At 60.6% G+C, this 20,496-nt stretch carries 18 protein-coding genes and 3 pseudogenes; 8 read left to right on the top strand and 13 right to left on the bottom strand.

Annotated features, from left to right (window positions below):
* Positions 1-18: 18 nt before the first annotated feature.
* Both RBB80_RS18335 and RBB80_RS18330 read right to left on the bottom strand, forming a co-directional pair.
* Positions 19-1,124, bottom strand: a pseudogene (locus tag RBB80_RS18335) (acyltransferase family protein).
* Between the two features lie 370 nt (positions 1,125-1,494).
* Positions 1,495-2,022 (bottom strand): hypothetical protein, encoded by a 528-nt coding sequence (locus tag RBB80_RS18330; protein ID WP_433963912.1) that lies wholly within the window; start codon positions 2,020-2,022, stop codon positions 1,495-1,497.
* Between the two features lie 471 nt (positions 2,023-2,493).
* Between RBB80_RS18330 and RBB80_RS18325 the strand changes: the two genes are divergently transcribed.
* Positions 2,494-3,402, top strand: coding sequence for a purine-nucleoside phosphorylase (locus RBB80_RS18325; RefSeq protein WP_433963911.1), 909 nt, complete (start codon positions 2,494-2,496; stop codon positions 3,400-3,402).
* Between the two features lie 259 nt (positions 3,403-3,661).
* Here the strand turns inward: RBB80_RS18325 and RBB80_RS18320 are convergent, their stop codons facing one another.
* The 3 genes from RBB80_RS18320 to RBB80_RS18310 form a co-directional block, all read right to left on the bottom strand.
* The gene (locus RBB80_RS18320; RefSeq protein WP_433963910.1) at positions 3,662-4,504 is read right to left on the bottom strand and encodes a lysophospholipid acyltransferase family protein; all 843 of its coding nucleotides are present in this window, start codon (positions 4,502-4,504) and stop codon (positions 3,662-3,664) included.
* The gene (locus tag RBB80_RS18315; RefSeq protein ID WP_433963909.1) at positions 4,491-5,303 is read right to left on the bottom strand and encodes a GNAT family N-acetyltransferase; all 813 of its coding nucleotides are present in this window, start codon (positions 5,301-5,303) and stop codon (positions 4,491-4,493) included. Before RBB80_RS18315 ends, RBB80_RS18320 begins: the two co-directional genes overlap by 14 nt.
* 97 nt (positions 5,304-5,400) lie before the next feature.
* Entirely contained in the window at positions 5,401-6,051 is a 651-nt protein-coding gene (locus tag RBB80_RS18310) for a lysophospholipid acyltransferase family protein (RefSeq protein WP_433963908.1), read from the bottom strand.
* A 27-nt stretch (positions 6,052-6,078) separates the two neighbouring features.
* Between RBB80_RS18310 and RBB80_RS18305 the strand changes: the two genes are divergently transcribed.
* The gene (locus RBB80_RS18305) at positions 6,079-6,840 is read left to right on the top strand and encodes a DUF2062 domain-containing protein (RefSeq protein WP_433963907.1); all 762 of its coding nucleotides are present in this window, start codon (positions 6,079-6,081) and stop codon (positions 6,838-6,840) included.
* On the opposite strand, the gene RBB80_RS18300 is transcribed toward RBB80_RS18305, so the two are convergent.
* The 4 genes from RBB80_RS18300 to RBB80_RS18285 all read right to left on the bottom strand — a co-directional run bounded on the left by RBB80_RS18300 (position 6,837) and on the right by RBB80_RS18285 (position 9,276).
* On the bottom strand, positions 6,837-7,562 hold the full coding sequence (locus RBB80_RS18300; protein WP_433963906.1) for a nuclease: 726 nt from the start codon (positions 7,560-7,562) through the stop codon (positions 6,837-6,839). The genes RBB80_RS18305 and RBB80_RS18300 overlap by 4 nt on opposite strands.
* 381 nt (positions 7,563-7,943) lie before the next feature.
* Positions 7,944-8,132, bottom strand: coding sequence for a hypothetical protein (locus tag RBB80_RS18295; RefSeq protein WP_433970076.1), 189 nt, complete (start codon positions 8,130-8,132; stop codon positions 7,944-7,946).
* On the bottom strand, positions 8,078-8,224 hold the full coding sequence (locus RBB80_RS18290; protein ID WP_433963905.1) for a hypothetical protein: 147 nt from the start codon (positions 8,222-8,224) through the stop codon (positions 8,078-8,080). The genes RBB80_RS18295 and RBB80_RS18290 overlap by 55 nt, the downstream gene beginning before the upstream one ends.
* A 20-nt stretch (positions 8,225-8,244) precedes the next feature.
* Positions 8,245-9,276: a nicotinate phosphoribosyltransferase gene (locus RBB80_RS18285; protein ID WP_433963904.1), complete on the bottom strand. Its 1,032-nt coding sequence runs from the start codon at positions 9,274-9,276 to the stop codon at positions 8,245-8,247.
* Positions 9,277-9,417: 141 nt separating this feature from the next.
* On the opposite strand from RBB80_RS18285, the gene RBB80_RS18280 reads away from it, so the two are divergent.
* From RBB80_RS18280 to RBB80_RS18255, 6 genes and pseudogenes are all read left to right on the top strand, one after another.
* On the top strand, positions 9,418-10,752 hold the full coding sequence (locus RBB80_RS18280; RefSeq protein ID WP_433963903.1) for a PP2C family protein-serine/threonine phosphatase: 1,335 nt from the start codon (positions 9,418-9,420) through the stop codon (positions 10,750-10,752).
* Between the two features lie 212 nt (positions 10,753-10,964).
* On the top strand, positions 10,965-11,879 hold the full coding sequence (locus tag RBB80_RS18275) for an alpha/beta fold hydrolase (protein ID WP_433963902.1): 915 nt from the start codon (positions 10,965-10,967) through the stop codon (positions 11,877-11,879).
* Between the two features lie 165 nt (positions 11,880-12,044).
* A pseudogene (locus RBB80_RS18270) lies at positions 12,045-13,125 on the top strand (1,9-bis(guanidino)-5-aza-nonane synthase).
* Positions 13,126-13,442: 317 nt separating this feature from the next.
* Positions 13,443-15,191: a response regulator gene (locus tag RBB80_RS18265; RefSeq protein ID WP_433963901.1), complete on the top strand. Its 1,749-nt coding sequence runs from the start codon at positions 13,443-13,445 to the stop codon at positions 15,189-15,191.
* 292 nt (positions 15,192-15,483) lie between these two features.
* Positions 15,484-15,858: a response regulator gene (locus RBB80_RS18260; RefSeq protein ID WP_433963900.1), complete on the top strand. Its 375-nt coding sequence runs from the start codon at positions 15,484-15,486 to the stop codon at positions 15,856-15,858.
* 170 nt (positions 15,859-16,028) lie between these two features.
* On the top strand, positions 16,029-16,346 hold the full coding sequence (locus tag RBB80_RS18255; RefSeq protein ID WP_433963899.1) for an Hpt domain-containing protein: 318 nt from the start codon (positions 16,029-16,031) through the stop codon (positions 16,344-16,346).
* A 206-nt stretch (positions 16,347-16,552) separates the two neighbouring features.
* On the opposite strand, the gene RBB80_RS18250 is transcribed toward RBB80_RS18255, so the two are convergent.
* The 4 genes and pseudogenes from RBB80_RS18250 to RBB80_RS18235 all read right to left on the bottom strand — a co-directional run bounded on the left by RBB80_RS18250 (position 16,553) and on the right by RBB80_RS18235 (position 20,478).
* Positions 16,553-17,974 (bottom strand): hypothetical protein, encoded by a 1,422-nt coding sequence (locus tag RBB80_RS18250; RefSeq protein ID WP_433963898.1) that lies wholly within the window; start codon positions 17,972-17,974, stop codon positions 16,553-16,555.
* A 17-nt stretch (positions 17,975-17,991) separates the two neighbouring features.
* On the bottom strand, positions 17,992-19,098 hold the full coding sequence (locus RBB80_RS18245) for a hypothetical protein (RefSeq protein WP_433963897.1): 1,107 nt from the start codon (positions 19,096-19,098) through the stop codon (positions 17,992-17,994).
* A 123-nt stretch (positions 19,099-19,221) separates the two neighbouring features.
* A pseudogene (locus RBB80_RS18240) lies at positions 19,222-19,886 on the bottom strand (DNRLRE domain-containing protein).
* 292 nt (positions 19,887-20,178) lie between these two features.
* Positions 20,179-20,478 (bottom strand): hypothetical protein, encoded by a 300-nt coding sequence (locus tag RBB80_RS18235; protein ID WP_433970075.1) that lies wholly within the window; start codon positions 20,476-20,478, stop codon positions 20,179-20,181.
* Between the last annotated feature and the right edge of the window lie 18 nt (positions 20,479-20,496).

The raw sequence follows: 20,496 nt of genomic DNA, 5'->3' as shown, positions 1-20,496 counted from the left end.
CAGCTCAGCGAAGCATGCCTACTTGAGAACAAAGGCGTGCTTATGCTCCGCGATCTCTGAATCGTACTCAAAACCTTTCTTCAATCGTAGGAACTTGACCTCTATCAGGTCATAGCTCAACTTCGAGACAAGAAAGGTGAGTGCAAAGTTGATCCCCAACGCCAATACTCCTGCAATCGCCCTCGAATGAAAGTAGTTGGTCAGCACAATAAGGAACTGAATCCACGCCCACACATACAAGCTGTGAAAGATATAAAAACCATAGCTGTACTTACCCAGAATCCGCAGCGGCTTTCGATAGAACACTCGGAATGCCGGCGACCCCGCTCGCAGGGTCATGCCAATCAGCCCCGCACTCGCCAGCGCGGTGAAACTCAAACCGATCGTCAGCAGCCACGGCGAATCATACGCAGGAGACAGGAAAAGAACTGTCAGACTCGCCAAACCCGCGACCAGCAGTAATGGCCGGCAAAGCCGCTGCCAGCGTTCAGCATTCGAACCACGCAGAAGCAAAGCGAGTATCCCGCCAATCAACAACGCGTCCATCCTGAAAGGTAGCGTTCGGATAATCCACGTCTCTGCCAAAACCGGCCCGGCCAACACCACCATCCCACAACGCAAAATGAGCGCCGACACGGCAAGACCGCCCGCAGTCCACAATAGCTTCGTCCGATCCCGCACCATCCACACAACCAGAGGCCAAAGCAAATAGAACTGCTCTTCCACGCACAACGACCAGAAGTGACCAATCTCTACTTTGAAAGTCGGATAGCTTCTGCTCAGGATCTCGTACAGCGTAAAGTCGTGGTTTGCCCAAAGATTACCGACGTAGACAAGAAACAGAAGGTGCCCTGCCCGCCACTGATAGTGCAGAACCGGCGTCAGCGCAAGCAGAATAGCCACCACTACGTAGAAAACCGGAAAGATTCTCAGGCTGCGCCGCACAAAAAGCGTTTGAAAAAATGACTGTCGTTCCGCGTATCGAAGAGAATGCCCGTGATGAGGAAGCCTGAGAGGACAAAAAACAAATCCACCCCAAGCCATCCACGGCCGCGAATCTCATTGAGAACCTGAAGTACCACTCCGCCGTGAGCACCCCCGCCGTAGTGATTCAGGAAAACCATGGTCACAGCAACGGCACGAATACCATCGAGCGCGGGAAAACGATCCTTGAAATTTATGGGTAGAAATTGCCGTGCTTTCTCTGACATAACCTTCTGGTTCGCGATTTTTCCCACCGCGATTCTGGTCTCACTTCAACGATCTCTAAGCTGCTTGATCCTAGCATGATGAGTTTCACAGAGGCACAAACTCATAGCTTCCCTCCCCGCCGCCGCACTCGAAACCACGCGTACGCTTATGACAGACTTCCAGCAGCGCTCAGAGCGCCGTCTGCTTGCCCTTTCCTGTCATCCCCCATCATCGCCGGGGAGGTCTACCCTCACTTAGCCTCGAGCGTTTACTCAGGCACCGGAGCAAACCGCCAAACAGATCTCATCCAACCAGCTTCAGATAATCCGGTTCATCCGCAATCGTTCGATACCGAAACTGTCTCACAATCTTCGGCCCCTTCAGAAAGAACAGGCCCTGTTTCTGATGGCCGTCTTCTTTGATCGCACCAATTCCATGTTCGAAGATCGCACCCTTCAACCACCCCGCCCACACCGACGGCTGCAGCAGCGTCAGCCAGGGATTTATCCTCGACAACTGAAACACCGGATCCTGATAGATCTTCGCCTCCGGATCGCTCACCCGCTCCACATCCCCGATCCCGTAGTAGTCGAAGAATGGCTTCGCTCGCTCCGGCGTACCCAGATGCACAAACACCGGCCGCACTCCGCGCCGCGCCAGTTCACCGCGAATCTCCGCAACATCACTGATCGCCTGGCGGCAAAAAGAGCATCCAAAGTGTCGCAGAAAGATCAGCAATACCGGCGAACCCTCCACCAGCGACAACAGGCTCGCACCCGACTCCGTATGAATCGAAGTCAGCAGCTGTGCGACCTCGTCCGTAGTACTCATACCCGCCTCTCCCTTCGGTTGCACCCAATCAAGCACTCTTTCAATCGAACCCCGGTGCTGAATCTCGCTCTCGCCATCATCTCTCCTGCACACTAAACCCGATGCCCGGCTTTTTTCTGTCAAGCCCCCGGCACTTCAAAAAAAAGAAAATAAATCCGCCTGCAACTCCACAAAACCCTCGTCAATCCAGAGATTCCACATCCTCTCCGAAGAAAAAATAAATCCTAAAAGCATGGCGTATTTACCCACTCCAACTCGATAGACTTATAACAGGTACGAATTCTCACGAGAACCGGATCCTGCCAACTCAGACGAAACAACTAAGTCCTTTGACTGGACGAATTTAGCCGTAACCCTTTTGCAATGAATATTTTGCAGGACCACATTTTTGCAAGTCATTCATTCTGGCTAATTTAGCCGTCGAATGGGGAGGGGGTACCCCACCCCGAACCCGGAGCTGCAAGGATCACGATGACCGAAACAAACAAGACGACCGACCTCTACGACAAGGCGCAAGCAGCCGCCAGTTACATTCGCAGCAAAACTCCGCTAGCACCCTCCCTCGGAATCATCCTCGGCTCCGGCCTCGGCAACTTCGCAACCCACGTCAAATCCCCGACCCGCATCCCCTACGCAGACATCCCTCACTTCCCCCAGTCCACCGTCGTCGGTCACTCCGGCCACCTCGTCCTCGGCACCATCGGCGGCGTGCCCGTAGCCGTCATGCAAGGCCGCGTCCACGCCTACGAGGGCTACAGCATGGAGCAGGTCACCTTCCCCACCCGTGTCCTCGGCCTCCTTGGCTGCAGGACACTCATCGTCACCAACGCCGCCGGCGGCATCCGCACCACGCTAGCGCAGGGCTCCATCGTCGCCATCTCCGACCACATCAACCTCACCGGCACCAACGCCGCCCTCGGCCCCAACGAGCCCCGCTTCACCGTCGTCCCCACGCCCGCCCAGCGCTTCTTCGACATGTCCACCGCTTACTCCCTCCGCCTCCGCACCCTCGCCCTCGAAGAGGCCACCCGCCAGGAGTTCCTCCTCCCCGAAGGCGTCTACCTCGCCGTCCTCGGCCCGAGCTTCGAGACCCCCGCCGAAATCCGCGCCTTCCGCACCCTCGGAGCCGATCTCGTCGGCATGTCCACCGTCCACGAGGTCATCGTCGCCCGTCACATGGGCATCGAAGTCCTCGGTCTCTCCCTGGTCACCAACATGGCCGCCGGTGTCCCCGCCTACGGACGCGAAACCGCCGACACCATCGACCACGAAGAGGTCATGGAAACCGGCCGCCGAGTCGAAAACCAGTTCACCAGCCTCCTCACTGCCCTCATCCCGCAGATCGCCCTAGAGCAACTCGTCAACAACAACAAATCGTAACCACTGTCGTTGAGGAGTCATTGCACTTGCTGTCGTCTGTTTTTCGCAGTTGCCCTTGACGCTGTTTTTTCGCAGTTGCGGTTGCCTGTTTTCGTACAGTTGCTGTTGTCTATTTTCGTGCCGTTGCTGTTGTCTGTTTTATTGGTTGTCATTCCGCAGCGCAGCGGAGGAATCTGCTGTTTTTGTCGTGGCTATTGCGCGCGGAGCGAATGACTCCAAAACACCAACTTGTAACCGATAAAGGAACATAATACTAACTCTACAGCGCCTCCACCAGCTCGGAGTCATGCTCCCAACTCGCGCTCGCCCCAGTCTCTAGCCCCAGATCCTCATACATCTCAGCCACCACGCCCTGCGCAGTCTCCGACAGCACAAACCGATCCGCCCGTTCGACGATCTCCTCCCCAAACCGTATCTTCGCCCTCAGCCCACGCAACCCGAGAAACCGGAACATGTGCGACGCGAACTCCATATCGCCCCACCAGCAGACATCTTCGCCCACGGTCGCACCGCCATTCACCGTATGCGATTCAAGCGTGTATCGCAGCGCCGCCACCCGCACCGCAACCCCACCATTCAACACCGAGTGAAACAACCCCCGCCGAAACGGCAACACCTCGGCTCCCTCCGTCGTAGTCCCCTCCGGAAAGAACAACACCGGCAACCCGCTCCGGTAAGCCTCCGCCATCGCCGCATTCACACCCGGATACGTCTTCGGCCCACCGCCTCGTTCCACATACACGGTCCCAGCCCGCGCCGTAAGCCAACCCAGCAGAGGCCAACCTCGCACCTCCGTCTTCGCCACCATCACAAACGGCTGCACCGAGCTGTACAGCAGAATATCCAGATAGCTCAGGTGATTCGACACCACCGCCCCACCGCGAGGTACATCGCCCTCAACGCTACACTCAAACCCCAGCACCCTCACAATGCGACTGCACCATCCATGAATCCATACCGCACCCTCAGCCCCAACCTTAGGCCGCCGCATCCAGCAGTCAACCACCGCCGCCACCAGCAATCCCACAAACAAAAAACCACGCAGTCCCGAACGCAAGAATCGCCACACTGCGATCACCCCACCCACCTCAGCACCCCTCAAGAAATCTCTTCGCCACCCTGGGATGCAGCGTCTGAAGATCCAGCAACGTCAGAAAATCGATCGTCTTGAAGTCGCGATCGATCGCAGGCTCACTGCAGATCTTCGCCCCAATCGTCAGGTAAGCCCGCAGCAGCTTCGGTGCGCGAACCTCGGTCATCTCGACCTTCGCCGCCGGCAATCGAAACGGAGCCGTGGCAACGGTCAACAGCGCAGGCTCTACCATGCAGTTCCGCAGCGACTGATACACCGCATGTCCCATCTCCGCGTCCTGCGACGTCAGCGAACAGCATCCCATCATGTACCGCCCGCCGTTCACCAGCGCATATCGCGCAATTCCCCGCCACAGCAGATGCAACACCTCCGACGACCTATGCTCCCGATGAATGCACGCCCGCCCCAACTCCACAATCTGTCCGCGCATAGCCTCGTACGGAGCAAAACAGAACTCCTGCTCGCTGTAATACCCAAAGTACTTCCCTGCCACATCCCCCATCTGCATCCGGTACGTTCCCACAATCGCACCCGTACTGCTCTGCTGAACAATCATGTGGTCACACACGTCATCGAAGTGATCTTTGTCATACCCATCTACATAGGCCGACTCAAGCCCTTCGTTCATCTCCAGGTTGAACACCAGAAAGCGCAGCCTGTACGCGGCAGCCCGCTCTCCCTCGCTCAACGCTAGCCGCACAATATAATCCCCAGCCTCCAGCCGAATATCCTTCTTCGACGGCAGCTCCGGAGACATAGCCCTATTCGGAAGAAGTGCGATAGATCGCGACTCAGTCACTGTGAGCATCGACTCTCCTTTACAACATCCAGGATGTGGTGCGTTCGATGTCAGTCTGCGTCGTCTTCTGTTACAGAATGTTCACGTCAAATGAACATTCGTTGAATCAAAAATGGTGCATCTGCCCCGCTACCTCTTCTTCGCCCCCAAACGTGTTAGCCATCCGAAGCGCAGCCACCGCCGCCCGAGCCTCCACTGCCGCTTGCTTCCTATGCAGTGCATCGCTGGAGAACTCCATCGGCCCCTCGGCAAACCGCACCTCCACCCGCACCCCGCGCAACCCGAGAAACGTAAAGATATGCCCCAGCATATTCCGATCTCCCCAATAGCAAACGTCATCCGCAACGCTTACACCAGGCCCATTGTCCTCCCGAAACCCATAGCGAAGATAAGCCGCCGTCACCGGAGCACCGCCATCGATTGCCTGCGCCAGCAGCCCGCTATGAAACTTCAACAAGCCGCTCCCATTGCTCGTCGTTCCCTCAGGAAAAAACACCACCGGCAATCCAGCGTCCACCGCCGCCTGCATCCCCTCCCTCGCCTTCATCGCCGACCCGCCATGGCCCCGCTCGACATAAACCGTTCCCGACATCGTCGTCATCCACCCCACCACCGGCCAGCTCCTGATCTCCGCCTTCGACACAAACACGCACGGATGCACCGCCGCAAACACCACGATATCCAGATAACTCAAGTGATTCGAGATCACCGCCCCACGCTCAGGAAACCTCCCCGAGACACTGATCTCGATCCCCATCCCGCGCATCGCTCGCGCACAAAATCGATGCAGCCAATCCGCTCGCTCCTCTCGTGTCTCCGGCTGCTTCACGGCCAGTTCGAAACCGGCCACCACAAACATCCCCATCAGCCGAACACTCCGCCCCGCAGCCCGAAAAAGTTCACCGGATCCAATCCTCACTCGCCTGAAGCCGCCCCCGCTCAACGAGGCCTCATCGCGCAGTCTATCCTGTCAGCAGTGCAGTCCAGCGAATCCAATCTCAGCGCCCGCAACGGAGTCCCCACTCCCGTCCATCACAACTGGCTCTACCGCCGCGCCGCCCTCCCCATCCTCGCCCTCCTCCGCATGGGAGCGTCTCCGGAAAAACTAGCCTGGAGCCTCGCCGTTGGCCTCCTCATCGGAATCAATCCCATCCTCGGCAGCACCAGCATTCTGTGCCTCGCTATAGCCTTCGTCCTGCGCCTCAACATTGCCGCCTCGCAGGTGGGAAATCACGTCGTCTACCCCCTCCAACTCATCCTCGTCATCCCGTTCATTCGGCTCGCCAGCCGCGTCTTCCATACCGCGCCCATGCCCCTCTCCGCAAACGAACTTCTTCACGCCGCGCGTGAGCATCCCATCGCCCTCTCCCGTCAGCTCTGGCTATGGGAGTGGCACGCCTTCGTCCTCTGGGCCCTCTTCGCAGCCATCGCGATCCCGCTCATCGCACTCGCACTAACGCCACTCCTCCGAAGACTCCTCAAGCGCGTCGAGCACCATCAGTACCCGCTTCTCTCATCCTCAACACCGGACAACAGCCCACACTAATCCGACCACTTCGAAGGCGGCAGCGGCTCCGCGCTCTTCACCCACGCCGAATAGATCATGTCCCGCAGCTCCGTCGCTCCCGCAGCCAGCCTCTCCTCGGCGAACGCCTTCCCCTCCGGCGTCCCCGCACCCGCAAACGCCCCCGTCTTCTCTAACTGATACGTCTTATCCACCAGCGAGTTCGTATGCCGCAAGTAAGCCATGTAGTCGGTAAACACATCCCCCAGCACCACCGGCTTTTCAGCAATCAACGGCGCCACCTCTGCCGGCTTCACATTCGCAGACACAAACGTCGACTCGAACAGCGCGTGAATCCTATGCTCCGTCGTATACCCCTTGGGATTCGGCCCCGTCCATCCGTTGTACTGAATCGTCGTATGCAGCGGCTGCGAGCCGTCCGCAACATAGTGCCCGAGCCACCCCGCCAGAAACACAATCTCGCACTCCGAAGGCTTCGTGTCCTTGTGGTCTTCCTTCAGCTTCCGGTAGTCCCGCATCGCGCTCTTCAGCCGCTCCCAGACCTCAACAGTTACATAAGGCTGCAACCCCACCTTCTCCGGCGTCAGCGCCAGATCCAGATGCGACTTCTGCGCAAACTCGAGCGCACGCACATAGTCATACCGCCGCCTCGGTAACTCCCCAACCAGGTCCGCCCACTCCAGATCAATATAGTGTTCCGGGAACCCGCCGCACTCAGTTCCGGCTCCAGTGGCGACTTCCACCGGTCCGGCTCCGGCCCGTAGTATTCCAGCGCGTCCAGCGCCTGCTTCGACCGCAAAAACTCGGGCACGTCCGATGGCAGCGCTGCTCCTGCCAATCGGTTAATCATCATGTGCCCAACGCGCCCCCACGCCACACTTTGCTGAACCGCCATCACCGGCAGCAAAGCCACTGCTGCCGCCACCCGAACCAAACCTATCCATCTCTTCATGCAAAAAGTATACGTGGCCCTGTTCACCAAAAATGACACCGGTCAGCTCTCCGAAGTGGAGAGAATCATCACCGAGCAACGCGAGGCCCACAAGTCTCGCGCCCAGCAAGTCAAGGTACAAAAGTCACGAAGTGACCGCCCCGCGCGCAGCGGGCCTGGCCGGCAGGCCATCTCAAACCGTAACCAAAGCGCCTTCGACAGCCACACTCCCAAACACCCGCCGATACCGCGCAATCTCCTCCGCCGGCCCGGTCGACTTCCGCGCATTGTCCGACAGCTTCACCGCCGGCCTTCCCTCCACCGTCATCAGCTTGCACACCAGGCTAATCGGATCAAGCGCAGTCTCCCCCTCGGATGGCACCCACGAAAATCATTCGTCAGCAACGTCCCCCAACCTGCGCTAAACCGGATCCGTCCATGAAAGTACTCATGCAGCCGCAGAATATCCTCCACATCCAACCCATCGGACGCGATCAGCCGTTTCTTCTTCGCATCTCTCCCCTCGCCGTCAGCCAGGCAACGTACTCATCCCCTGCAACAAAAGGATCTTTGCTGTCACATCGCTGCCCCGTCCAATCCGCCACCCAGTCCGGAGCTCCGTCTAAGAACTGCGTCGTACCAAACGTATCCGGCAACATAATCAACAACTCGCCGCCATAGCTCTTCTGCCAAAGCTCCAGCACGCGATACTGCGACGCATGCAACTCCTCATCATCGTTCGCAAGTGCTGCCACCGCCATCGGCAGCTCATGCGCATTGGTCCCCATGGCTTCCAAATCGTGCTTGTAGGCAAGAAAAGTATTCGAAGTTCCCGACAGACTAGCGCCCAACGCCACACGCATGACCTGCACGACATACTCCTGCCACAAAAAACTATGCCGCCGCCTTGTCCCGAACTCTGAGATCCTCACCTCCGGCACCGCCCGGAGACGTTCAATCTTCTCCCACAGCTTCGTCTTCGCCCTCGCATATAAAACATCCAGCTCCAGCTCGCTCAGTGTGCTCAACGCGGCCCGCGTCTTCATCTCACTCACCAGTGCCAGCCCATAGACCTCCCACATCGTCACCTCGGTCCACAGCCCTTCAAAGCACACAGCGAGTTGCCCATCCTGTTCCGTCACCGTGTAATCCGACAACCGAAAGTCCTTCTCCAGCCACTCCAGAAACGCCGGCTCGAAGATCGACCGGGTCCCATAAAACGTATTCCCCGCCAGCCAGATAATTTCCGACCGCCGAAACCGCAGCCCGCGGACATGCTCCATCTGGTCCACCAGCATCGCCATCGGGATCTCCTCCGACAGCCTCACCGACACCGTTCTGTTTGTAACCTCCGAGGTAACATGAACCTTAGGAAAGTTCTTCCAGATAAACTGCAGCATCAGCAACTTGTAAAAGTCGGTATCCAGCAGCGACCGCACAATCGGATCCAGCTTCCAATTATGGTTATGCGCCCGTTCCGCAAAGTTGACGTTCATCCCAACAGTCTCGCCCCCAACTCCGCTCAAAGCAACTCTCTTCCCAATGGCCTTTCGTTGAGTCGACAAGTGGACCTGTACATCGAATCGGCTAGGGTTGATGATGATCTCGCAAACCCAGGGACAGACCCGCGCAGCTGAAAGCCTCTAGACCTCCAAGGGAGCTACCACGTGAAGCCCGAACCTCAGGCAACCTCTTCCGCACGCATCTTCGCCGAACCGGCGGAGCGCGAATGTCCAGAGTGCCCCTATCTGCGTATCTTCAAATCCACCGTTTACGTCCGCGACCACGAAAAGAGCCTCAAGTTCTACATCGACCAGCTCGGCTTCAGCATCGTCGCCGACGCGCGCTTTGACTTCGACGGCCGCTGGGTCGCCATCGCTCCTCCCGACGGCTCTGCCGTCCTCGCCCTCATCGCGCCCAAGCCGGGCTCCGAGAACTACAAACTCATCGGCCGCAATACCCAGGTCGGCTTCATCTCTGAGGACATCAATACCACCTACGAGCTTTGGCAAAGACGCGGCGTCCGCTTCCATCACCCGCCCCAGCAAACCATCTTCGGCGCTACGGTAGCCGGCTTCTACGACATCGACGGCAACTCCTTCGAACTCCTCGGCTCCGACGAGATCAGCCGCGAGATCGAGCGCCAGCGCCGCAACGCCACCGAAAAGATCGAGGCCGAGCGCCGCGCCGCGCAAGAGCTCGAGATCGCCCGCCAGGTTCAGGCCCGTCTCTTTCCCCAGACACTACCCCCGCTCGAGACCCTCGACTACGCCGGCGTCTGCATCCAGGCCCGCCACGTCGGCGGCGACTACTACGACTTCCTCTCGCTCGGCCACGGCCGCCTCGGCCTCGTCATCGGCGACATAGCCGGCAAAGGCATCGCCGGCGCCCTTCTCATGGCAAACCTCCAGGCCAACCTCCGCAGCCAGTTCACCCTCGCCCGCGACGAGCCAGACACCTTCCTTCAATCCGTCAACCGCCTCTTCTTCCAGAACACCACCGACAGCGCCTACGCCACAGTCTTCTTCGCCGACTACGACGACACCGCCAGCCTCCTCCGCTACGCCAACTGCGGCCATCTATGCGCCATCGTCCTCCGTCGCAACGGCGACGTCGAACGCCTCCACTCCACCACAACCGTCCTCGGCCTCTTCGAAGAGTGGCACTCCCCCATCGAAGAATGCCAGCTAGCCCCAGGCGACCTCTTCACCCTCTACACCGACGGCGTCACCGAATCCTTCAACGACTCCGAAGAGGAGTTTGGCGAAGACCGCCTCATCGCCGCCCTCCAGCGAAACTCCGATCTCCCGCCCCAGGCCCTCCTATCCGCCATCGTGGACGAGATCAAAATCTTCAGCACCCACGAGCAGCACGACGACATCACACTCATCGTCGCAAAGTGCACTGCGGCACGACTAAAACAACATCAGATTCCGCCCACCGTCCGAGCGGCAACCCTTCCGAAAAATCGTTCCAAAGTACGAAGCCCGCAACTCATATAAAACTCGACATCCCTCCATCGGATCCTCATATCGTTTTGCCGTTGCCGATGTTTGTCTGTCATCTCACAGCGAAGCGAAGGATCCGCTGTTATACAACCCACACCGCACTATGACATCTGTCACCCCGCTTCCATGACGCAAAACACTGGCCGCAGCGCAACCCGCCCCCGCACACTGAGGTAGTTCCAATGGATCGTCCAAGGAGCCTCCTGATGACTGCATCCCGCACCGCTCTCCGCATCGTCGTTCTGCTGCTCCTCCTCGCCTGCGTCCTGCTGCTGCGAAGGCCGCTCTTCAGTCAGGCGATCACCGCCGCGCCCACCCGCTTCTCCGTCGTCATCGAAGGCGTAGCCCCCGGCAAAGGCCCAGACGTGCTTCTCATCCCCGGCCTCGCCAGCTCCCGAGAGGTCTACGACGCCGAAGCCAAGCTCCTCACCTCCACCTACCGCCTCCACCTCATCCAGCTGGCAGGCTTCGCCGGAGAGCCAGCCGGCCCCAACGCCACCGGCCCCATCTTCGCCCCCGTAGTCGAGCAGCTCCACCAGTACATCGTCCTCAACCACCTCCAGCCGATCCCCGTCATCGGCCACTCCATGGGCGGCCTTCTCGCCCTCATGCTCGCCCAGGCCCATCCCGAAGACGTCAGCAAACTCCTCATCATCGACACCCTCCCCTTCTACGGTCTCGTCTTCAACCCCGCCGCAACCGTCGAAAGCGTCGCGTCGCAAGCCAAAGCCACGCATGACCAGTTCATCGCCATTCCCAAGGAACAGTTCGCCGCATCCTCACCCACCTACACCAACCGCCTCGTCAAGGATCCCGAAGGCCAGCGCCTGGTCTCAGCCTCCTCCATCGCCTCCGACCGCACCGTCTTCGCCAACGCCATGCTCGAAGACCTCGGCACCGACCTACGCCCTCAGCTCGCTACTATCAAAACCCCGATGACGCTTCTCTATCCCTATGAAACCGCGCAAGGTCCAGCCGACCAGGTCACCGCCCTCTACACCACCGCCTACGCCGCCAAGCCAAACCTGAAGATCATCCGCATCGACGACTCGCGTCACTTCATCATGTACGACCAGCCCATCGCATTCGACAAAGCCGTCCAAGCCTTCCTCAAGCCCTGAAAAATCTCCCTCCGACCAAAGGGAGGACCCAGGCCCCCGATCACACCCGAGACCGGTACACAAGTCACGAAGTGACCGCCCCACGCGCAGTGGGCCCGTCCGGCAGGACACCAGCGTCTCATACAAAATTCATACAAAAACCCGCGTCAATCCTGACTAAAGTTGATATTCTGTAAAGGCCATGCCCACAAAAAAGAACTCCTCGCCCGCCCCATCCAGCACCTCGACCTCAAGCAACACAACGTCGTCCCCCTGGTCGACGCGATGTCCCAGATGGCCTACTCCGCGCGTGACACCGCCCGCGCCGCCAACATCTACGACATGATGCTCCGCGACACCGACTGCGGCGTCATCCTCTGCCTCGCCGGCTCGCTCATCTCTGCCGGACTTCAAAAATCTTCGTCGACCTCATCCGCAACAACATGGTCGATGCAATCGTCTCCACCGGCGCCAACATCGTCGATCAGGACTTCTTCGAGGCCCTCGGCTTCAACCACTACGTCGCCGGCGACGAGTACAAGTACGGCGCAGGCGATGCCGAGCTCCGCGAACTCATGATCGACCGCATCTACGACACCTTCATCGACGAAGAAGAACTCCGCCAGTGTGACGAGATCACCCACCAGATCACCAACTCCCTCGAGCCCAAGCCCCACAGCTCCCGCGAGTTCATCCGCGAGATGGGCGCCTACCTCAGCAAAAACGGCAAGACCCCCAGGCAGGCGGCCGCGACTCCATCGTCCTCGCCGCCTACGAGAAGAACGTCCCCATCTTCTGCCCCGCCTTCTCGGACTGCTCCGCCGGCTTCGGCCTCGTCGCCCATCAACACGCCCGTCAGGGCAAGCCCATGGTCTCCATCGACTCCGCCAAGGATTTCTACGAGATCACCCAGCTCAAGATCGCCAACCCCACCACCGGCCTCCTCATGATCGGCGGCGGCGTCCCCAAGAACTTCGCCCAGGACATAGTCGTAGCCGCTGACATCCTCGGAGTCGAAGCCTCCATGCACAAGTACGCCATCCAGATCACCGTAGCCGACGCCCGGGACGGCGCCCTCTCCGGCTCCACCCTCAAGGAAGCCTCAAGCTGGGGCAAAGTCGACCTCACCTACGAGCAAATGGTCTACTCCGAGGCCACCCTCGCTCTGCCCCTGATTACCGGTTATGCCTTCCACAAGAACGCCCACGCTTCCCGAAAAGGGAAAAAATGGACCAACGTTCTCGATCAAGTTGCCGTAACCGCCTAAAACCGATCAAACCCTATAAAAAGCCGCCTTTTCCCTGAGAGAAGGCGGCTTTTCAGGTCAATTATCGGCCTAAGTGCTTTGCCTCCAATGTTGTCATCTGTGATAACCCACCGACGTGTTATTCCCACTACAACTTACTTTCTGTCATCCTCAGCGTGAAATCAGAATTTTTACGCTAACGGACAGGGGTTCCTGAAATCTCCAACCGAGCCCCCACCCAAACTGCGCATTAACACCTACGTGCTATAAAGCTTCCAACGGTTACCAAATAAAGTTACCAACAAGTGGCATAAGAGTTACCATAGGTCACCGTCAAAATGCACATTCTTCCTCTACTTGGCTACCTCTCGCTCCTTACAACCTCAGCAGTCCTGCTCTACGCTTTTCTGCGTGTTCAACGCACCAACCGCGATCTGTCCGACCAGTTGATCCAGGCCCGCGAGCAGCAGCATCAGCACACGCTTCAACTCACCCATCGCTCCGAGCTCGACACCCTCAAAGACGAGTTCATCTCCACCGTCTCGCACGAACTCCGCACTCCCCTTACCAGCATTCGCGGCGCACTCGGCCTTCTCTCCTCCGGCATCATCGGCGACGTCGACGCCAAAGCACTCAACCTCCTTCGCATCGCCGTCACCAACACCGACCGCCTCATCCGCCTCATCAACGACATCCTCGACCTCGAGCGCATGGAGTCCGGCCGCGCTCCCCTGCAGATTCGCCGCTGCTCCCTGCGCGATCTCGCCCAGCAGGCCATTGACACCATGACCGCCATGGCCGACGCCAACACTGTCCATCTCGCGCTCGAGCCCTCCACCGTCGCCCAGGCCGCCTATCCCGAAGCCCTCTTCTTCGACGGTGACGCCGACCGCATCCTCCAGGTCCTCACGAATCTCCTCTCAAACGCAATCAAGTTCTCGCCTGCAGCTTCCACCGTTCGCATCCACACCGAAGCCGCCTCCGATTCCATCCTCCTCAAGGTCGTCGACGAAGGCCGCGGCATCCCAGCCGACAAGCTCGACACGATCTTCGACCGCTTCCAGCAGATCGAACCCTCCGACGCCCGCCAGAAGGGCGGAACCGGCCTCGGTCTCGCCATCTGCCGCAGCATCGTTCAGCAGCACAGCGGCTCCATCTGGGCCCAGCGCAACCTCGGCCCCGGCACCACGCTCTACATGATGCTCCCCCGCACCACTCGCGCCACCGACGTCGCCGTTCCCTCTCAACTACCCCCGCGCGGCGAAGGTTCCATCCTGGTCTGCGATGACGACGCCGGCATCCGCACGGTCGTCTCCGAGCACCTCACCCGTCAGGGCTACACCGTCGTCGAAGCCAGCTCCGGCGAACAGGCCCTCGTCCTCGCCGCCGAGCATCACGTCGAAGCCATCCTCCTCGACCTCTACATGCCCGGACTCAGCGGATGGGAGACCCTCCAGCGCCTCCGCAACAACCCCGTCACCGCCAACATCCCCGTCGTTGTGCTCAGCGTTCTCTCCTCAACTCTCCGCCCCCAACTCACCGGCGACGCACAGGGCTGGGTCCAGAAACCGTTCAACGAGAATCTTCTCTTCGCCGAACTAGGCCGCGTCCTGCACCAGGGCGAAGGCCCCGCCTACGTCCTCCTCGTCGAAGATGACGAAGACCTCGCCAGCGTTCTCACCGCCAGCTTCCACGACGCCGCGGTCCACGTCGATCACGCAGCCACCCGCCAGCAGGCCATCCGGCAGTGCATCACGCGCCCGCCCGACCTTCTCATCCTCGATCTCACCCTCCCCGACGGCGACGGCTTCTCCTCGTCGAGTGGCTCCGCCAGCAGCCCACCCTGCGCACCATGCCGCTGGTCGTCTACTCCGGCCGCGAGATGTCCGAGACCGAGATGGCCAAGCTCCGCCTCGGTCCCACCGAGTTCCTCACCAAAGCAAAGGTTCAACCACAAGAGGTGGAAGAACTCGTCCTCTCCATGGTCCACCGTCTCCGCACCAAGTTCCCCGACCTCGCCACCGCAGGCCCCGCCGCCTGACGAATCTCCCGAGCTGTGGCACCGAACAAAATCATTGTCGTTCTGACCCTTAGCTGAATCGGAAGGGAAGGTCCCCTCATTTTGCCTTTGCCTTTTCTTGTTTCATCCTCCCGATAAGAAGCGCCATCTGGAAAAAGCACCCTCGATAAAAAGCGTCATCTCGACCGGAGCTGTTCACGGTTTCATCGTGAACAGCGGAGCGGAGAGACCCCGCATTTCGCCGTTGCGGTTGCTTGTTCTTTTCTCTCCCCAACTCCGGCAGCCTACCCGCATCTTCGCAAGCGAAGCCACTAAGACAACTACACCAACTCGCGCCGCATGAGAGAATAAACTCGCTCATGCGACGCATTCTCATCATCGACGACGAAGATGACATACGCGAGGTAGCCGCGCTGTCCCTCGAAGCAACCGCAGGCTGGGAGATCCTCACCGCCAGCTCCGGCGCCGAAGGCATCGACATCGCCTCAGCCGAACAACCCGACGCCATCCTCATGGACGTTATGATGCCCGGCGTCGACGGCCCCACCACCTTCGCCAAAATGCAACAGACTCCCGCCATCTCCCACATCCCCGTCCTTCTGCTCACCGCCAAGGTGCAGGGAGTCGACCAGCGACGTTTCGCAGGCCTCGGTCTCGCCGGAATCCTCTTCAAGCCCTTCGATCCCCTCACCCTCGCCGAGCAGATCTCAACCGCCCTCGGCTGGTCCATCTAGCAACCCGCGCCTGAGAGACTCGCCGCACCTCTCCTCCCCATTACCTCCGAGTCATCAAGTGACTTTCGCTCCTCCCTGCTGCACAATCCGCAGTAAACTACCCGCATGCCCTGCCCGTCGAATCAATTCGACTCTATCCCCGAATCACGTCACCAAACCCATCCGCTCCGATGAAAAAACACGACCAGATCGACGATGTCCTTGCCAGCCTCTGGGAGAAAAATCTTCCGACCCTGCGCGAACGCCTCGACCTGCTCGATCGCACCGCCTCCATCGCCGCCTCCGGCAACCTCGCCGACGAGCCTCGCCTGGAGGCTTACAGCATCGCCCACAAACTCACCGGCTCTCTCGGCATGTTCGGCTACCAACAGGGCACCGACATCGCCCGCAAGATTGAGCAAATCTTAAAGGCCCCCACCCCCACTCAACTCACCACCCTCCCAGCCCTCGCGAAAGACCTTCGCACCTCTCTCGCCGCCGGTCTTTAAGAGTGTCCTGCCGGACGGACGCCCTGCGCGGGCAGCGGTCACTTCGTGACTTGTAATTGCTTCGCGAGGAGCTCCCGCTGGTCGCTGGTCAAAGTCTGTGCCGACCAACGGGAGGGTCTACGGGATTAGTCCACCCAAGACCAGTACACAAGTCACGAAGTGACCGCCCCGCGCAGCGGGCCCGTCCGGCAGGACACGAAAATCAGTTACAAGCCAGCGCCATCCACATCCCCGTCGCCGTCCCGCTCGCACCCGTCACCGTAAAGTCCACAAAGTTCCCCGGCGCCACCGTCACGTTGCCCTCCTGGGCACACGCCCCCCGGGGCAACCGAACAAACCAGAGACGTATTCGCCATACTCCCCGGGGTCCCCTGCCGCAAAATCACATTCACCGTATTGGTCGTCTCACGCGAAAACACACTCAACTGCGTGGCCGTGCACCCCGCCGGAACCCAGGTCAGCACAGCGTCGGTCTCCGTCGACGCATCCGTCGCACTATTCACCGAGTGAAACAGCAGATTGAACGACACCGAGTGATAGATCGAAGCAAATGGTATCCCACTCGTACCCGCGCCACCGCCGCCGCCACCCGTCCCATTCGTCCCCGCTGCTCCCTGCGGAATCGTGAAGTTGAACACCGCAGCACCCGCACTCCCCACATTGGTCACGCTCGCCTGCGTCCCCGCTGCGCCCGTCGTCACCGTTCCCACGCTCACCGTAGCCGCCGCGCCACCCGGCCCCGTGGCCCCCGCGCTTCCATCCTGTGCCAGCACCGCCCACACCGCCGGCGAAAGATCCGGCTCCGCACCAACCGACCCCGTAGCTGCCAGATACGTCGCCCCACCAAAGCTGACCACATCATTCACATGGTAAGTGGCCGCAATCCCCCACGGGCCGCGAAACGTCACTCCCACCGCCCCCGCCGCTCCAGCCGGACCGGCCACACCCTGCGGCCCCTGCAAACCCGCCGTACCCTGTGCCCCAGTCGCCCCTGTGGCTCCCGTCGGCCCAGCCGCACCCTGCGCCGCCAACAAACTCCACACCGAAGGGCTTACATTAGGAAGATTCCCCAAGTTACTAGATAACAATGAGATATAGCTCGATCCAAGATAGCTCACCGCATCGTTCAGCCCATAATTCGTGCTCGAAGAGTAGCTCCCCCGATAAACCATCCCCACCGGCCCTGCAACTCCAGCCGGTCCCGCAGCCCCCTGCGGCCCCACCGGCCCAGCAGCCCCGGTCAAACCCGCCGGCCCCGCCGAACCCGTAGCGCCGGTCAGTCCTGCAGGTCCCTGCGCTCCCGGAAATCCCGTCGGCCCCTGAAGACCGGTAGCGCCCGTAGCTCCCACCGGCCCCTGCGCTCCGGTCTGAGCCAGCACACCCCAAAACGTCGGACTCACATCCGGCTCTCTTCCACTGTTCGCCACCAGCGCAATGTAACTCGACCCGCCAAAGCTCACCGCACTGCCAACCGAATAAGCCGTGCCAACCAGCCATCCCCCCAGAAAACTAACCGGAGGCCCCTGCGGCCCAACCGCTCCATTGGCCCCCGCTGGCCCAGTCGCACCCGTCGGCCCCGCTGGCCCCGCAGCACCCGCCGGCCCAGCAACTCCTTGCCCCGCCAACACAGCCCACTGCCCCGGACTCAACGAAGGTGTATTCCCAACATTTCCCCCACCAGCGAAACATAAGTGGACCCATTGAAGCTCACCGCATCATGCAGCGCATAGTTCGTCGACGAGACATAGTTCCCCGTATAGTTCGCCACTGGAGGCCCCTGCGGCCCCGCAGCTCCCGTCGCTCCTTGTGGCCCCGCCGCACCCGCAACCCCGGCCGGTCCCTGCAAACCCTGCGGCCCCACTGGCCCGGCAGGCCCCTGCGTCCCCTGCGTCCCCGTCGCAAACAAAGACCACTCCGCCGGACTCAAATTCGGAGTATTCCCAATATTCCCCGCCACCAGCGAAACATAAGCCGACCCGCCAAACAGCACCCCATCCCCCAGCCCATAGTTCACCGCCGAAGAGTACGTCCCCCGAAACGTCATCCCCACCGGCCCGGCAGGCCCCTGCGGACCCATCGGCCCACTCACACCCTGCGCCCCCGCAGCTCCCGTCAACCCCTGCGCCCCAGCCTGCCCCGGAATCCCCTGCGACCCCTGAGGACCCTGCGGCCCGTTCGGCCCTACGGACCCCGGCAATCCCTGCGGACCCGCCACCCCCTGAGGACCCTGCGCTCCCGTAGTCCCCGCCGGTCCCTGCGCGGTCAACACACCCCACTGCCCAGGACTAGCGCTCGGAGTATTTCCGCGATTTCCATTCAGCAGCGAAGCATAACTAGCTCCCTGCCACAGCACCACATCCCCCAGGGCATAGTTCGTCGTCGAAACATACGCGCCCTGATACACCAACCCCGGCAGCCCCGGAGCACCCGCCGCCCCAGCAACCCCCGTCGGCCCCGCAGCCCCGGTCGGTCCAGCCGGTCCAGTCAACCCCGGCAGTCCCTGCGCACCGGCAGCCCCCGCCGGCCCTTGAATCCCAACCGCCCCCAGCGCCAGCACACCCCACTGCCCCGGGCTCACCCCCGGCGTATTGCCATGGTTCGCCACAATCAGCGAAACATAGCTCGACCCCTGATACGTCACCACATCATTCAGCGCATAGTTCGCGGCCACCGCATACGTCCCCTGGTACGCAAGCCCCACCGTCCCCCCGCTACCGCCCGAACCCGTCCCCCCTGCGCCAGCACCGCCCACTGCGCCGCGATCCCCGGCGTATTCCCCCGGTTCCCTCCCGTCAGTGAAACAAAACTCGATCCCGAATAAGTGACCACATCGTTCAGCGCATAAGTCGCCCCCGCCGCGTAAGCCCCTGAAAGCTCAATCCCGGTGCCCCCGCCGGCCCAACCGGTCCTGCGGTCCCCGTAGCTCCAGTCGGTCCCGCAGGCCCAGCCGGACCCGCCGGTCCAGTAGCTCCCGTCGCTCCCCCGAAGCCAGCGCCACATCCAGCACCGCCGCATGTCCCGTCAGGTCGTTCTCTTTGCTATCGAACTGCACCACCGCGGTCCCCGCCGTCAACGCCATCCCATTATTCGTCGCCGGAGCACTCACCCATCCCTGCACCAGCCCCGTCACATCCACCACCACATAAACCCCAGCCTGCCCCACCGACACCGTCTTCACCGCAGCCCCCAGCGACGGCAGCGTCCCATACGTCACGCTGTACTCCCCCAGCTTCCATTCACCGGCTGCACACTCACCGACCCCGCCGTATCCACCCGATTGCAGTACAGCCGCAGCGTCGCCCGCGACACCTGCGCCGCCGTAGTCCCCGCCGGCAGCGTCGACAGATCGAACTGCAGCAGCGCCGTATACCCGCCGCCCACATTCAAGTTTGAGATCGTCCCGCTATTCACCGCTGGTCGCGCGCTGTTCACATGAGCGTCCGCCACCAGCGTCGCCTCCACCGCAGACGCCGGCAAAGCCGCGGCCCACAGCCCCGCAAACCCCACCCCGTGCAGAAGAATCCGACGTACCAGGCCCATCCAACCCCTCATGAACAGGTTCTGCCGCGCACTCTGCGCCAACAAGACCAGCCATCGTTTCCACGATCAAAACTCAACAGCGCACGTCGAAGCCGGCTAAAAGCAGCCCAGCAGCGTTCCAAATCGAAACACACAACCCGGATCATTCCCGTTTTAGGCTAACCGCACCCAAAACACAAGCACCTTCCACTGCGACTTCCGTGTCAATCCGAGTCCTCCCTGCTCCCCAACGACCCCACACCCTAACGCCTTATGACTGACATTTCCCACACCACCCGCATCCCATATAGTGTCAAAGGGTCAGAGCAAAGGTCACACCAGTCAAAAGGCACTCGAAGAGGAACAAAACGGCATGAGCACCAATCCAACTCAGACTCCGAATCAGCCCGGCCAGCCCCCGCTCCCCGCCAACCTGGTCAATCTCTCTCGCCTCATCACCGGCTACTACACCCTCCACCCCGACCCCACCGTCCCTGCCCAGCGCGTAGCCTTCGGAACCTCCGGCCATCGCGGCAGCGCCTTCAAAACCGCCTTCAACGAAGACCACATCGCCGCCATCACCCAGGCCATCGTCGATTATCGTCGCGACCAAAAAACCACCGGCCCCTCT

Origin of the sequence: Tunturiibacter gelidiferens, from assembly GCF_051013345.1 — a bacterium.
Classification (GTDB): domain Bacteria; phylum Acidobacteriota; class Terriglobia; order Terriglobales; family Acidobacteriaceae; genus Edaphobacter; species Edaphobacter gelidiferens_A.
Note: the sequence above shows the minus strand (reverse complement) of the source record. Positions and strands in the feature narration are given on the sequence as shown.